Origin of the sequence: Mesorhizobium sp. B283B1A, from assembly GCF_020165735.1 — a bacterium.
GTDB lineage: Bacteria > Pseudomonadota > Alphaproteobacteria > Rhizobiales > Rhizobiaceae > Mesorhizobium > Mesorhizobium opportunistum.
Genome location: NZ_JAIUIQ010000010.1, coordinates 144,112 through 156,831 on the forward strand (window position 1 = coordinate 144,112; position 12,720 = coordinate 156,831).

16 protein-coding genes and 1 pseudogene are annotated in these 12,720 nt (G+C 62.1%); 11 read left to right on the forward strand and 6 right to left on the reverse strand.

Going from position 1 to position 12,720, the window contains the following annotated elements; translation table 11 throughout:
• The first annotated feature begins 64 nt into the window (after positions 1 to 64).
• From LB577_RS11155 to LB577_RS11165, 3 genes are all read left to right on the forward strand, one after another.
• The gene (locus LB577_RS11155; RefSeq protein ID WP_008875526.1) at positions 65 to 313 is read left to right on the forward strand and encodes a ParB N-terminal domain-containing protein; all 249 of its coding nucleotides are present in this window, start codon (positions 65 to 67) and stop codon (positions 311 to 313) included.
• A gap of 168 nt (positions 314 to 481) precedes the next feature.
• Positions 482 to 967 (forward strand): SRPBCC family protein, encoded by a 486-nt coding sequence (locus LB577_RS11160; RefSeq protein ID WP_023776247.1) that lies wholly within the window; start codon positions 482 to 484, stop codon positions 965 to 967.
• Positions 968 to 1,048: 81 nt separating this feature from the next.
• Complete coding sequence (locus LB577_RS11165) at positions 1,049 to 1,999, forward strand: alpha/beta fold hydrolase (RefSeq protein ID WP_224686744.1); 951 nt, start codon at positions 1,049 to 1,051, stop codon at positions 1,997 to 1,999.
• Between the two features lie 48 nt (positions 2,000 to 2,047).
• On the opposite strand, the gene LB577_RS11170 is transcribed toward LB577_RS11165, so the two are convergent.
• Entirely contained in the window at positions 2,048 to 3,106 is a 1,059-nt protein-coding gene (locus LB577_RS11170) for an isopenicillin N synthase family dioxygenase (RefSeq protein WP_224686745.1), read from the reverse strand.
• Between the two features lie 114 nt (positions 3,107 to 3,220).
• On the opposite strand from LB577_RS11170, the gene LB577_RS11175 reads away from it, so the two are divergent.
• The 5 genes from LB577_RS11175 to LB577_RS11195 all read left to right on the forward strand — a co-directional run bounded on the left by LB577_RS11175 (position 3,221) and on the right by LB577_RS11195 (position 6,789).
• Positions 3,221 to 3,619: a GFA family protein gene (locus LB577_RS11175; protein WP_224686746.1), complete on the forward strand. Its 399-nt coding sequence runs from the start codon at positions 3,221 to 3,223 to the stop codon at positions 3,617 to 3,619.
• Positions 3,620 to 3,769: 150 nt separating this feature from the next.
• Positions 3,770 to 3,967, forward strand: coding sequence for a hypothetical protein (locus LB577_RS11180; protein ID WP_013895824.1), 198 nt, complete (start codon positions 3,770 to 3,772; stop codon positions 3,965 to 3,967).
• Between the two features lie 228 nt (positions 3,968 to 4,195).
• A complete protein-coding gene (locus LB577_RS11185) occupies positions 4,196 to 5,068 on the forward strand; it encodes an undecaprenyl-diphosphate phosphatase (RefSeq protein ID WP_224686747.1) in 873 nt (290 codons plus the stop codon).
• Between the two features lie 143 nt (positions 5,069 to 5,211).
• Entirely contained in the window at positions 5,212 to 5,838 is a 627-nt protein-coding gene (locus LB577_RS11190; RefSeq protein ID WP_023776243.1) for a transglutaminase-like cysteine peptidase, read from the forward strand.
• Between the two features lie 159 nt (positions 5,839 to 5,997).
• Entirely contained in the window at positions 5,998 to 6,789 is a 792-nt protein-coding gene (locus LB577_RS11195) for a phosphodiester glycosidase family protein (protein WP_224686748.1), read from the forward strand.
• Positions 6,790 to 6,911: 122 nt separating this feature from the next.
• Here the strand turns inward: LB577_RS11195 and LB577_RS11200 are convergent, their stop codons facing one another.
• Both LB577_RS11200 and LB577_RS11205 read right to left on the reverse strand, forming a co-directional pair.
• Positions 6,912 to 7,238 carry a hypothetical protein gene (locus LB577_RS11200; RefSeq protein ID WP_224686749.1) on the reverse strand — a complete coding sequence of 109 codons (327 nt, stop codon included), beginning with the start codon at positions 7,236 to 7,238 and terminating at the stop codon, positions 6,912 to 6,914.
• A pseudogene (locus LB577_RS11205) lies at positions 7,235 to 8,342 on the reverse strand (IS5 family transposase). The gene LB577_RS11200 and the pseudogene LB577_RS11205 overlap by 4 nt, the downstream one beginning before the upstream one ends.
• Positions 8,343 to 8,643: 301 nt before the next feature.
• Between LB577_RS11205 and LB577_RS11210 the strand changes: the two are divergent.
• The gene (locus LB577_RS11210) at positions 8,644 to 9,711 is read left to right on the forward strand and encodes a GH25 family lysozyme (protein WP_224686750.1); all 1,068 of its coding nucleotides are present in this window, start codon (positions 8,644 to 8,646) and stop codon (positions 9,709 to 9,711) included.
• 33 nt (positions 9,712 to 9,744) lie between these two features.
• Here LB577_RS11210 and LB577_RS11215 read toward each other — a convergent pair whose 3' ends face one another.
• On the reverse strand, positions 9,745 to 9,933 hold the full coding sequence (locus LB577_RS11215) for a hypothetical protein (protein ID WP_224686751.1): 189 nt from the start codon (positions 9,931 to 9,933) through the stop codon (positions 9,745 to 9,747).
• Positions 9,934 to 10,332: 399 nt separating this feature from the next.
• Positions 10,333 to 10,722: a VOC family protein gene (locus LB577_RS11220; protein ID WP_224686752.1), complete on the reverse strand. Its 390-nt coding sequence runs from the start codon at positions 10,720 to 10,722 to the stop codon at positions 10,333 to 10,335.
• Positions 10,723 to 10,833: 111 nt separating this feature from the next.
• Here LB577_RS11220 and LB577_RS11225 point away from each other — a divergent pair, with 111 nt between their 5' ends.
• Positions 10,834 to 11,799: a DUF3592 domain-containing protein gene (locus LB577_RS11225; RefSeq protein WP_224686753.1), complete on the forward strand. Its 966-nt coding sequence runs from the start codon at positions 10,834 to 10,836 to the stop codon at positions 11,797 to 11,799.
• 13 nt (positions 11,800 to 11,812) lie between these two features.
• On the opposite strand, the gene LB577_RS11230 is transcribed toward LB577_RS11225, so the two are convergent.
• On the reverse strand, positions 11,813 to 12,172 hold the full coding sequence (locus tag LB577_RS11230) for a hypothetical protein (protein ID WP_224686754.1): 360 nt from the start codon (positions 12,170 to 12,172) through the stop codon (positions 11,813 to 11,815).
• Positions 12,173 to 12,369: 197 nt separating this feature from the next.
• Here LB577_RS11230 and LB577_RS11235 point away from each other — a divergent pair, with 197 nt between their 5' ends.
• Positions 12,370 to 12,648 carry a TfoX/Sxy family DNA transformation protein gene (locus LB577_RS11235; RefSeq protein ID WP_224686755.1) on the forward strand — a complete coding sequence of 93 codons (279 nt, stop codon included), beginning with the start codon at positions 12,370 to 12,372 and terminating at the stop codon, positions 12,646 to 12,648.
• Positions 12,649 to 12,720 lie beyond the last annotated feature (72 nt).

Here is a 12,720-nt window from a genome sequence, read left to right on the forward strand (position 1 = left end):
TGGCCGCCGTTGCCAAAAAGACTATTTCCACAAACGGCGGCGTTTTTCCGCCACGGGGATCGGCATGCTCAGAGTGCAAAAGGTCAAGGTCGACGACATCTACGTGCCGACGGCGCGCAAGAAGACATTGCACCCCGAGACCGTCCGGCATCTCGCCGAGGACATACTGGAGAACGGCATGAAGACGCCGATCCAGGTCCGCCACGACGGCAAGCGCCATATACTGGTCGAAGGCCTGCATCGGCTCGAGGCCGCGAAGTGGCTCGGCGAAACCGAGATCGACGCCTATCTGGTGCAAGCCAAGCGCCACTGACACGGGCCGCTTTCCCCCCCACCCTCCAATCATACAAGCAGTGGCCAGATTTTCTCCAGTCGCCAGATTTTTTCACTGGCGGTGTCGGGTTGCGTTGCATCGGCTCGTCCTTGGGACGGAAGCCGGATCAACCCCCAGATCAAACAGATCAAACCCGAGGAGACCACCGTGGCCACCAAGCTCGACATTGCCCCCGACAACGACCGCGAACTGGTTCTTGCCCGCATCATCGATGCATCGCGCGACAGCGTCTATCGCTGCTGGACCGAGCCGAAATTGGTCACGCAATGGTTCTCGCCAAAGCCGTGGACGACGCCGCGCGCCGAGATGGATGTGCGCACCGGCGGCTCGACTCTGGTTGTCATGGCTAGCCCGGACGGCAATGAGTTTCCTAACCCCGGTGTCTTCCTGGAAGTCATTCCCGGCAAGAAGATCGTCTTCACCGATGCCTACACACAGGCTTGGAAGCCGTCGGAAAAGCCATTCATGACCGTCGTGCTGACCTTCGAGGATGAAGGCGATGGCAAGACCCGCTACATCGCGCGCGTTCGGCACTGGAGCGTCGCCGACCGCGAGCAGCACGAAGCGATGGGTTTTCATCAGGGTTGGGGCCAGTGCGCCGACCAGCTTGAAGACCTCGCCATGACGCTTTGACACCACAAGACGCTTTGACACCACAAGACGCTTTGAACCGACAGGATCGCTTTGACACCGGAAGGACTCGAGGAGACCGATATGTCCAGAACCCTGTTTTTCGCCATTCTTGCTTCGGCCGCGGCGCTTCTCGCCTGCCCGGGCACCACCAATGCAAAGGAACCTGCCATGACGACCGAAACGAGAACACCGTTGAAGCCGGAAAAGTCCGGCCTGCTGCCGATCAACGGCCTGAACTATTACTACGCCATCTACGGCACCGGCGAGCCGCTGCTTCTGTTGCATGGCGGTCTTGGCTCGACGGACATGTTCGCGCCGATCCTGCCCAAGTTCGCCGAAAATCGCACCGTCATCGGTGTCGACCTCCAGGGCCATGGCCGCACGGCGCTCGGCGACCGGCCATTCAGCGTGGAGGCGATTGGTGACGACATGGCCGATATCGTCAAGGCACTCGGCTACGACAAGGTCGACGTCATGGGCTATTCGCTCGGCGGCGGTGTCGCTTTCCGCATGGCAGTCCGGCATCCCGAGATGGTGCGCCGCCTTGTGCTAGTCTCGACCGGCTATGCCACGGACGGCTTCTATGACGAGATGCGCCAGCAGCAGGCGCAGGTGAGCGCCGCCGCCGCGCCGTTCATGAAGGACACGCCGATGTACAAGTCCTACGTCGCCGTCGCGCCGCATCCGGAAGACTTCCCCAAACTGCTCGACGCGCTCGGCAATTTCATGCGCCAGAACCGGGACTTCTCGGCCGATGTTCCCAAGCTGAAGATGCCGGTCATGCTGGCCTATGGGGACAGCGACATGTACAAGCCCGAGCATGAGATCAAGTTCTACCAGATGCTCGGCGGCGGACTGAAGGACGCCGGCTGGATGCGCGAAAACCTGTCGCAGAACCGCCTGGCGATCCTGCCCAACCGCACCCATTACGATGTCTTCTTCGCCCCGGAACTGACGGCCGCCGCGCTGCCGTTCCTCAACGGCGAGACCAAGGTAAAGAGCTGGGACGAAGTGGTCAGCGAAACCGAATAGCCTGTCATGTCCCCGCCGGTCGTCTCTGCAACGAGATGACCGGCGGGTCTATGAAGCCTTGGCGCGGCGCGGCTGCCTGAGATGCTTGATGCCGCTCATCTCGACGAAATTCGTCGCCGCTTCCCAGAGATAGTCGCCGTAGAGAAACGGCTCGAAGGGCGCGGTGCCTGCCAATGGCAGCGGCGCAATTTCGGCATCGACGCGCGGTTCGTAGAAGAACGGGATCGACAGCCGCACCGTCTTCGGCGCGATCACCCGGTGCCGCGTCGCACGGACGCGCCCGCCGGTCCAGCGCTCCAGCAACTGACCGAAATTGACCGCCAGCGTGCCGTTGGCCGGCGGCACGTCGATCCATTCGCCGGCGAGGTTTTTGGCCTGCAGGCCTTCGACGCCGTCCTGCGCCAGCAAGGTGACGAAACCGGAATCGGCATGTTCGCGCCCGATGATGGTGCGCGTCTCGCCCTTGTGGATCACCGAAAACTCCGGCCCGCTGGTGTCGACGCCGGCATTGGCATCGCGCAGGGGATAGCGGATCAGGCGCAGCGTCGAGATGCCGTCATCGAAACAGGCATCGAAGATCGTTTCCGGCAGGCCAAGCCCGCGCGCGATCGACCGCATCAGCGCGTTGCCGACGCCCTCCATCGACCGGTAGTAGTCCGCCGCCGCGGCGCGCCAGCCGGGCAGGGCACCTTCGGCCGGCAGCGGCGTCGGCTCGCGCAGCGGATCGTCGGAGGCCGAAAAACCTCCGGCATCGGCGATATCCGGTCCCATGATATCCGGTCCGATGATATCCGGCCCGATGTCGATGCCTTCCTTGTAGGAAACGGCTGTCGGCTGCAGCGGGAACCAGCCGCGGTAGACGTTCTTCCTGGTCGGGTCGAAATTCCAGCGCAGCAACTTCTGCTTCTCGGCTTCGGACAGCGCGAAGATGCGCAGCAATTGTGCTCGCCTGTCCGGCGTCAGCCAGTGATCGCCGGGAAAGTCGCGGACAGCCATGAAACCGATCCCCGAGGCGGCGGCCATGATCCTGGTATCAACATGGTCGCGAGCCGGCGAGGGCGGCTCGAACAGGTCGGCAATTCCGATGGTCTCGATCTCTTGCGCCACGACAAACTCCATCGCATTCCGATTATCGATGGCATCGTATCAAGGCTTTTCAATTGACCCTGTCGGCCGTGCGACTACCTTGCCGCTTATTTTCTCGATTTGCGGAACAAGACGATGGCTAAACATCAGGGCGGCTGCCTGTGCGGAGCGGTGCGCTACAGCACCGACGCGGCTCCGATCAACGAACGCATCTGCCACTGCAGGCTTTGCCAGAAGGCGATCGGCGCTGCCTTCAACGCGCGCGTGCTGTTTCGCATCGACGATGTGACGATCGAGGGACCGCTGGCGACGGTGAACAGCTCGCCTGATCTCAAGCGCGGGTTTTGCCCGAGCTGCGGCACCACGATGTTTTCGCGGCGCGAGTCCGCCGGCATCATCGGCATCACCACCGGTTCGCTCGACGACCCTTCGGCCTTCAGGCCGCAGATGCACATTTTCACCGCCTCGAAACAGCCTTGGGTGGTGCTCGATGATGGCTTGCCGCAATATGAAGGCGCTCCGCCACCAGCCTAGACTTCCCTCGCCACGCGGCGGCGCCAGGACAGTAAGGCGATGACCAAAATTTAATCCAAAACATCACGCGATAGCCGGCAAAACGTCATTGGCGGGCCATGATTGTCTTCCTATCTATGCTGCGCGGGCCGGCATTCGAGGAGACGACGGATGAACGACAGCATCAGCACCCTGGACGAGCTTTTGAGCGATCCGATGGTCCTGCTTGTGATGGAGCGCGATCGTGTGCGCCCTGAACAGGTGCGCATGCTGCTCGAACGGGCTCGCCGGCCTTCCGTCGACGAACCCGTCGTTCCGCCGGCGCATGTGATCGCCAGGACCTGCCAGAAACTCTGGCTGTGTCCGTAATCGCCTTGTCTTTTTTCTCCTGTGAGAACACTCCCTGTGAGAACTCAGGCCGGCCCTTTCGGACCGGTCCTGACCGACGCGCGTTCGGTGCTGTCTCACCAGCTTACAAATCCGTAAATTGATTATCTCGTCCATGACGGTAAGGCTTGCCCGCGACAGGCCAAGCGCGACGGGCCAAGGCTGGTCGCTCCCGCGCAAGTTCGATCTCTCAGGCACACGGAACCCGACATGGCTGACATCTGTACCCAAGGCCTGGACACGGGCTTTGTCGGCTTGGGATATGCCAAGGTCGCCTTTCTCGGCCTTGTGCAGGGCATTACCGAACTGCTGCCGATCTCCTCGACCGCCCATATGCGTATCGTGCCGGCGGTGCTCGGCTGGCAGGATCCCGGGTCGGCCTTTTCCGCCGCCATGCAGCTTGCGGCCCTTGCCGCCGTGGTCAGCTATTTTTGGGGCGATGTCAGGGACCTGCTGTTCGGTTCCATCGACGCCCTCACACGCCGCGATTTTGCCGACCGGCATTTCCGGCTGGCTTACTGGATCGTGTTGGCGACGATCCCGATCGTCATTGCCGGCGTGGCGCTGTCGGGCATCCTCAATGCCTGCGGTTCGCCGCTGCGCAGCCTGAGCGTGATCGGCTGGTCCTGCATCGCCATGGCGGTCCTGCTGGCGCTGGCCGAGATTTTCGCCCGCCACCGGCGCACCATGGGCGAAGCCTCGCTCGCCGATGCGCTGCTTGTCGGCGTCGCCCAGATCGGCGCGCTGATACCCGGCGTCTCGCGCTCGGGCTCGACCCTGACGGCAGCACTTGGGCTCGGCTTCAAGCGGGCCGAGGCAGCGCGCTTCTCGTTCCTGCTCGGGCTGCCGGCCATCGCTCTGGCCGGCCTCAAGGAGCTTTGGGAACTGCACAAGGTCCATCTCGATGCCCACGGATGGTCGGTTCTCGCCACCGGACTGGTCGTCGCCTCGATTTCCGCCTTCTTCGCCATCTGGGGCCTGATGCGCGTGCTGGAGCGCTTTTCCGCCTGGCCTTTCGTCATCTATCGTGGCCTGCTCGGCATCGTCTTGCTGCTGGGCGTTGCGATGGGGTGGCTTGCCTAGGCTCGCGGTCGGCTCTGTGTTGCGCGGGAGCAACCCTGAAACCTCCACGCTTCGGCCCGCAAAGATGTGATCAGCCGGCTTGATTGACTTCGGTAGGTAACAGCCTTTAACGTTCTGTTAACAAAACAGATGGGCGGGGCCGGATGGCATCCTCGAAGGGTTGGCGCCGCAAGGCGAAGGGGCTGGGGCTGGCGGTTGCTCTGACCGCGTTGTGTTCAGCAGCGAATTTCGCCTACGCGGCTCCTGTTTCCATGGTTGTCGGCGGCTCGACGTCCCAGCCGATTGGCCACTATGATTTCTGCAAGATACATGCCGCCGAATGTTCGATCCGCTCGCACGACAGCGTGCCGGAACAGATGACCGGCAAGCTGCTGCACGAGATCTCAGCCGTAAATCTCTCGGTCAACACGCGCGTCAAGCCGATGAGCGACGTGGACAATTACGGCAAGGACGAGTGGTGGGCCTATCCGGACAACGGCTTCGGCGACTGTGAGGATTACGCGCTGGAAAAGCGGCGTGAACTGAACAGGCTGGGCATTGCCATAGCCAATCTGCTGATGACGGTGGTTCGCAAGCCTGATGGCGAAGGTCATGCCGTGTTGACGGTGCGGACGGACAAGGGCGACTTCATCCTCGACAATCTGACCGACAAGGTCCGGCTCTGGAACGAGACCAGCTACCGCTACCTGAAACGGCAGGCGAGCGACGACACCGGACACTGGGTCTCCATTCTTGGTGGCGACGAACAGCTGGTCAGTGCCGTCAAATAGTCTCGTCGGCTCCGCGGCCAGTCCCGTCGGCTCCGCGGCTAGTCCCGTCGGCTCCGCGACATCCCATCGCCGGTTCTGAACCGCGCCGTTCCAGGCCGAGCTTCCACAATGCCGGCCGGCGATGCTATCCACAGTGGCTCGTTGGAGCTGGGTAGGTGCATGGATTTTCTGACGCTTTTCAATTCCGCGCCGCTGCTGCTGGCGTTGCTCAAGGCCGCGTTGCCGCAGGCGGTCGCCACGACGGTGGCATTCGGCCAATGGTTCGCGACGGTGCCGCCGTGCCGCGACTTTACCTTCGAGGCGACCAGCTATCTGGTCTGCGAGGTCGACCCCAAGCAATATTCGGTCGAGCTGTTCTGGAAGGACCAGACAGGCAAGCCATTTCAGTCGCTGCGCAATCTCGACGCCGCCCAGCGCATGGCTGGCCGCACGATGCTGTTTGCCATCAATGCCGGCATGTATCATCCCGACCTCAGGCCGGTCGGCCTCTATGTCGAGCGTGGCCGGGAAATGGCGACGGTCAAGACGGGATCGGGCAGCGGCAATTTCTCGCTGCAGCCAAATGGCATCTTCTATGTCAGCGACGGCAAGGCAGCAGTCCGGGCGACCAGGGATTTCGTTAGCAAGCGGCCGGCAACCGACTATGCGACGCAATCGGGGCCGATGCTGGTGATCGACGGTCAGCTTCATCCGAAATTTCAGGCCGACGGCACATCGCGCAAGACCCGCGACGGGGTCGGGGTGCGCAAGGACGGTGTCACAGTCTTTGCCATTTCGAACGGCACGGTGACGTTCCATGCGTTCGCCCGGCTGTTCCGCGATGCGCTCGGCTGCGACAACGCGCTGTTTCTCGACGGTACGATATCGAGCCTGCTCGCCCCGGCCATTGGCCGCAACGACGACTACTGGAATCTGGGGCCGATGATCGGCGTCTTCAGGAAAGGTGGCTAGAGCAATTCCAGGAAAAGTGCGACACGGTTTTCCCGGGAAAAGCGCGTAGCGCTTTCCCTTGGGAATTGCGTAAAAACAAAGAGATAGAGCATTTCACCGTTTCCGTGAAACGGCGAAATGCTCTAGCAGGCTGTTGAAGAAGTCCACTTGCGGGCGATGAAGTCTGCTTCATCGCCGCCATGAAAGCAGATTTGTCCGCTGATAGAGCCGTCGGGTTGGATTTCAGCCCAACCATTGCCTTGGGCTTCGTCCATTTCGTCATTGCCTTGCCAGGAGAAGGCGACATTGTTGCCGTCGCCCGCGCCGAAGATCTGCCCGGTGACGCAGCCGAAGGCGAATTCGCCGGAGCCATCGGCCGCGAACTCAATGTAGGCAGGCTCCATCATGTCGCGATAGTCCCCGACATAGTCGGGCATCTCGACGATCCGCCAGCGACCGGTGACGCTCATATCGGCGTCGCCAGCAGCTTGGGCAAGCGGATCAGATTGTAAGCCGCCAGGTTCAAGGTGAAGGCCGCGCCCACACGGGCGCATCCTCTCAGCTTGACCTTGGCCATGCCGGCCGAAGCCTTGATCCATCCGAACACCTCCTCGATCCGCTTGCGGCAGCGTTGGCTGACATCATAGCCCGGATGGCGCTTCGTGCGGTCATCGATCGCCGTCACGCGAGGCTTGCCGGTTTTGCTCAGATGGCCGTCGACGGCGATATGCGGCGTGACCTTGCGCTCGCGCAGATCCTTGATGAACTGGCGCACGTCATAGGCCTTGTCGGCGCCCAGCGTGATGCGCCGCCGCGACGGTCTGCGGTCCAACATGGCGAGCGCGGCATCACGCTCGCCCGTGCCCGTGGCCTGGGTAATGCCGCCATCCACTGCAAGCCCATGACGGTTCTCCATCAGCGCATGGCCCATATAGCAGAGCTTCGCCGGCTGCCCGTCGCCCTTCTTGTAGAGCCGCGCTTGCGGATCGCTCGTGCTCTGGTGTGTGTCGTTGGAGCGCTTCTCCTTATGAAAGCCGCGCTCGGCGTTACGCCCCGCTCCATCCGGGTATCATTGTCGCTCCCGTCCTTGCGGCGGAAGCTCTTGATTGAAGCCCAGGCCTCGATCAGCGTCCCGTCCACCGAGAAGTGATCCGACGACAAAAGCCGCTTTACCCTTGGCTGAGCAAGCACCGCGCGCAGAAACTTTGCCGCGATCTCGCCCTCCAACAGCCGATCCCGGTTCTTGGTGAAGCTCGAATGATCCCAGGCCGGTTCGTCAACACCAAGCCCCACGAACCAGCGGAACAGAAGATCGAACTCCATCCGCTCCATCAATTGACGCTCCGAGCGGATGCCATAGAAGGCCTGCAAAAGCATCGCACGCAGCAACCGTTCCGGTGTGATCGACGGGCGGCCGAGCCTAGGCGATTAACCACCGCAAAATCCCCGTCCATCACCTCAAGAGCCGCGTTCACGATCTCCCGTATCACCCGCAGCGGATGGTCTCGCCGAACGCGAGCCTCAAGGTCGACATACGAAAACAGCGAGCCTGTCCGTTCGTCTGAGCCGCGCACCACAAATCCCCCAATCATTCGGGGAACAGTGAATCACGCTCCAAACACCCGCGCCACTACTTCTTCAACAGCCTGCTAGGGCACGATATGGCTGGGTTCGCGCGGCCCGCCAGCCACGCAGTATGATGACGATCGTCGCGACCTTGATCGTTGCGATGGCGCCGGCGGCGAATGTCCGAAACCGGTCACAGGCATGGTAAAAAACTTGATTCAATCTTTATTGGTAATTTCTCATTCATAACTGGTCCGGTTGTCCGTCGGCCATTGCCCTCGGTCTGTTGCGTTTCGAGTACAGGTCCAGATGCGGTTACCAGGCGTCGTCAGTTTCATGATCGCATCGCTGTTCCTTGCGGGCTGCTCGTCGACATCGGGGATGGACGCGCTCGACGTGCAGAGGCCATCGAACGAGACAACCAGTTCGGTGGTGCGGCCAAGCGCGCCGATCACATCCGTCCCGGTGGCGAAGGCCAGCAATGTGCGCAGGCTGGCCGAGGCCGCGCCAGTGGACGACAATGTTCAGCCTTTCGGCCTGGCGGAGGAGGAGACGGTAGCCTTTCCAGCGCCCGAATTGCCTGACAGCGCCGATGCTCCGGTCGAGCCGGCAGCCTTGGTCTCGCCGCCGAAACTGTTGTCGCGGGCAGCCCCTGCCATGCTCGCCGGTCCGGTCACGCGCTACGGCTTTCGCGACGCCAAGCCGATCAATTTCGGCCGCTCCTCGCCACGGCACCTTGCCGTGCATGGCGTCGACGTGTCGCGCTGGCAGGGCAACGTGAACTGGGAGAAGCTGCGCGCCCAGGGCGCCAATTTCGCCTACATCAAGGCGACCGACGGTGGCGACCATCTCGATCCGATGTTCATGAAAAACTGGCGCAACGCCGACGCCGCCGGGCTGAAGCGCGGCGCCTACCACTTCTTCTACTGGTGCCGCACCGCCGGCGAACAGGCCGACTGGTTCATCCGCAACGTGCCGAGGGTCGACGGCGCCTTGCCGCCGGTGATCGATGTCGAGTGGAACGGCGAGTCCAGCTGCAAGCGGCGCCCGTCGCGTGAAAAGGTGCTGGAGAAGATGCAGGTGTTCATGGACAAGCTCGAGCGCCATTACGGCCAGCGGCCGATCATCTACACAGCGCCCGATTTCTACCGGGACAATCTCAGGGGCCAATTCCTCGACTACCCGTTCTGGCTGCGCGCGGTGGCCAGGCATCCCTCAAAGGTCTATCCCGACCGCAAATGGCTGTTCTGGCAATATTCCGGCTCCGGCCTGTCGCATGGTGTCACCGGCCGCATCGACCTCAACGTCTTCAATGGCGACGAGCGGCAATGGCGCGCCTGGGCCGGCGGCCGGCAGATGGTGGCCGACGCGGACTAGCGCTTTTCGCGCGTTGCTGCTCGTTCCGGCTGCCTATTGGAGCTGGTTGCCCCGCTCGTTCCGCTCCTCGCTCAGCCGCAGGCTCCTCCTCAAGGCCATGATCTCGGCAATCGCGGCATCGATCATGGTGAGAAGCGTGGTCGTATCGTGCTGAGTGGGATCGGCCCTGACATAGGCGAGCTGGTTGACGATGTCGGTGTCGTCCTCGGTTTCGTCGCTCATGGCCGCGTTCCGGTTGTTATCTTCCAGACGTTCTCATCCCACCCGATCCGTCGTCAAATTGCACCTATATCACTTCGTCGTGTGCATGGCCGCGCGACCGCCCATCCAACCAGTCCTTTCGCCTTATCTTGGGTAGCGGCGACGCGATTCGTCGAAGGTGGCAAAGGCCAGGACACCGGAAAATGATGCGAAGCTGAGCAGGACTGCGGCGACAACCATGAAGTCGTAAGTCGACATGTTCGTTCTCCCTGGGACGATAGCCGAGGAGACAGCACTGACGACGAGCCTGCGTTGATTTGGATCAACTCGCAGGGCGCCATGCGCGACACTGGGTGACTGTGGCCGAGCCCGAGGGTGGCAGGAGCGAGGTACATGTCGCCCTTTCGTCATTCTCGCCGCCTATCGAGGCTGCTGCACCGACGGTTCGTTGATCATCGCCTCGATGTTGTAGCCGTCGGGGTCGAGCACGAAGCAGGCGTAGTAATTCTCGGCATAGTCCGGACGCCGGCCGGGCGCCCCATTGTCTTTGGCTCCGGCCGCCAGTGCTGCCCCATGGAACGCATCGACCTCTGCCTTGCTGCCGACGCGGAAAGCGACGTGCAGATGGGTGAGCGGTGGCGCCTCGCCGGTTCGCTGAATCTCGAACAGGCAGCCATCGCCGACATCGAAAGCCCAGAATACGCCTTCCTTGCCGAAGGACAGGCGATAATTCAGGGGCGCGAAAGCGCGTTCATAGAAGAGCTTGCTCTTCTCCAGATCACCCACTTCGATGGTTATGTGATCGATCATTTGGTGCTCCGTCTGGGATGTGATGGGATTGCCTCGCGATTTTGCGAATAAGCGAGACATTGCCGTCGCGGTGCTGTCTAGTGCCGGTTCCTGCACTCCGGGGGGATCAGGGTGGAACTCAAGATTCTGCTTGTCGGCTTTGTCTGCGCGGTCGCCGCCATGTTGTCGTTCATCACCGTCGTGAAATGGCGGGAGGTGCAGGCGCTCAGCCACTGGTTGCCGACGCCGGGAAAGATCATCTCGTCGCGCGTCGAGGCGCGTGAAGTCAGAAGCTCGGGCGCTGGCTCGGACAGCAGCGATACCACCGAGATGCGCAATTTTCCGGCGATCACCTTCGAATACAAGGTGGGCGGCAAGAAATTTCAAGGCTCGCGCTACAGCGTGAAGGAAAATCTGGGGAATTTCGAGGTCACCGAGACCCTTGCGCAGTTTCCGCGCGGCGCCGAGGTGACCGTGTTCTACAACCCGGCCGATCCGAGCAAAGCCGTCATCGAGCGCACCATGCCGGACGGCGCCTTCAAGTTCATGTTCCAGCTTTCGGCCGGGCTGGTGATCGGCGCGCTGGTTCTGGTGTTTTCCGTCGGTGGTCTGCTGGAGGCGATCCGGCCGCATCTGCCCAAGCCGCAGAACCTCGGCGCCGCGGCATTGCTGCTGTTCATGGGCCTGTTTGCGCTGCGCATGGGTTTCGCCCAGAAGTCGCTTGCCGAGCAGGCCGCGAAATGGCCGGTCGCCGCCGGCCGCATTGACGCCTCGGGCCTGCAGGCGCTCCGAAACCATAGCGACTATCGACGCTGGCACACCGTCTTCAAATCCCGCATCGTCTACAGCTATGGCGTCGCCGGCCAGCGCTACACCTCCGACCGCATCACCTTCGGCGCCACGGTCACCGCTTCACTGCCCGGCCTCGTCAGTGGCCAGGCACGGAGTTATGCCGAGGGCAGCCCGGTCGAAGTGCACTACGACCCCGCCAACCCCGCCTCGGCGGTGCTGGAATGCCGGGTGCGCGGGCTCTGGCTGCTGTGGGTCTGTTCGGCGGGCTTTCTCGGCGGCGCGGCATTGCTGGTCGGGCTGGTTTGAGACGCTGATTGCATCAGCAGCGCACGAGCGGTCCGCTGTCGAAGCCAGGCCAGGTGAACCGCAACATGGCGCCATGCCTCTCGATATGGATAACACGAGCGAACGGCTCCTCGAGTGTCGGATCGGAGCCGTAGCACTGGCTCGCATGCACCACCCAGCCCGTGGCTGTTTTGCGAAAGGCCGCATGCTCGCAACCGAATTCGGGAAGCGAAAGGGCCGCTTTGTCTACCGTGAAGACCGTCTGGCGTTGAACGTCGGCGGCCGCACTACAGTTCAGCCGGTCGTGGGACCAGGTCCCGACATAGGGCGGCGCGGCCAGCGCGGTGCCGCTCGCGCATGCGGACATTGCCATCGCCATTGCCAAGCGCCGCATCACCTGTCTCCTCGATCCGCCATGCTCGATCGTATAGCAGTGTTGGATTTGTGCGGAGTATTCGTCCAGCAGAGAATGCGGCCATTCCGGATTCCGCTTTTGGCCGGATGATGCGACTGTGTGCGACCGCGGTCCAAACAAATCGCCAAATCCTGGAGGAACTGTCGTATGCGCCCTCAACGCTCTGAGGCCCGGCGATGAGCACTCGCATCGAAGACATGAGGAACCTCGGACCGGCCATGGCGCGGATGCTGGCGGAAATCGATATTCTCTGTGAGGAGGATTTGCGCGGTTTCGGCGTGGTTGAAGCTTACCACCGGCTGAAGTTCCGTTTTGGACTGCATGTGTCGATCCTCGCACTCTATGCGATGGAGGCCGCACTTCGCGGTTGCGATTGGCGAGTGCTTGATACCGAACCCAAGGAGCATCTGCGTGAGCAGGCGCACCAGGACAGCCAACCGGCAGGGAGCGGATAAACGCAGCCGCGCCGGATTTCGCTTATGCTTTTGCGCGGATGATGCGACTGTGCGGGCCGGCACACGGCCGGG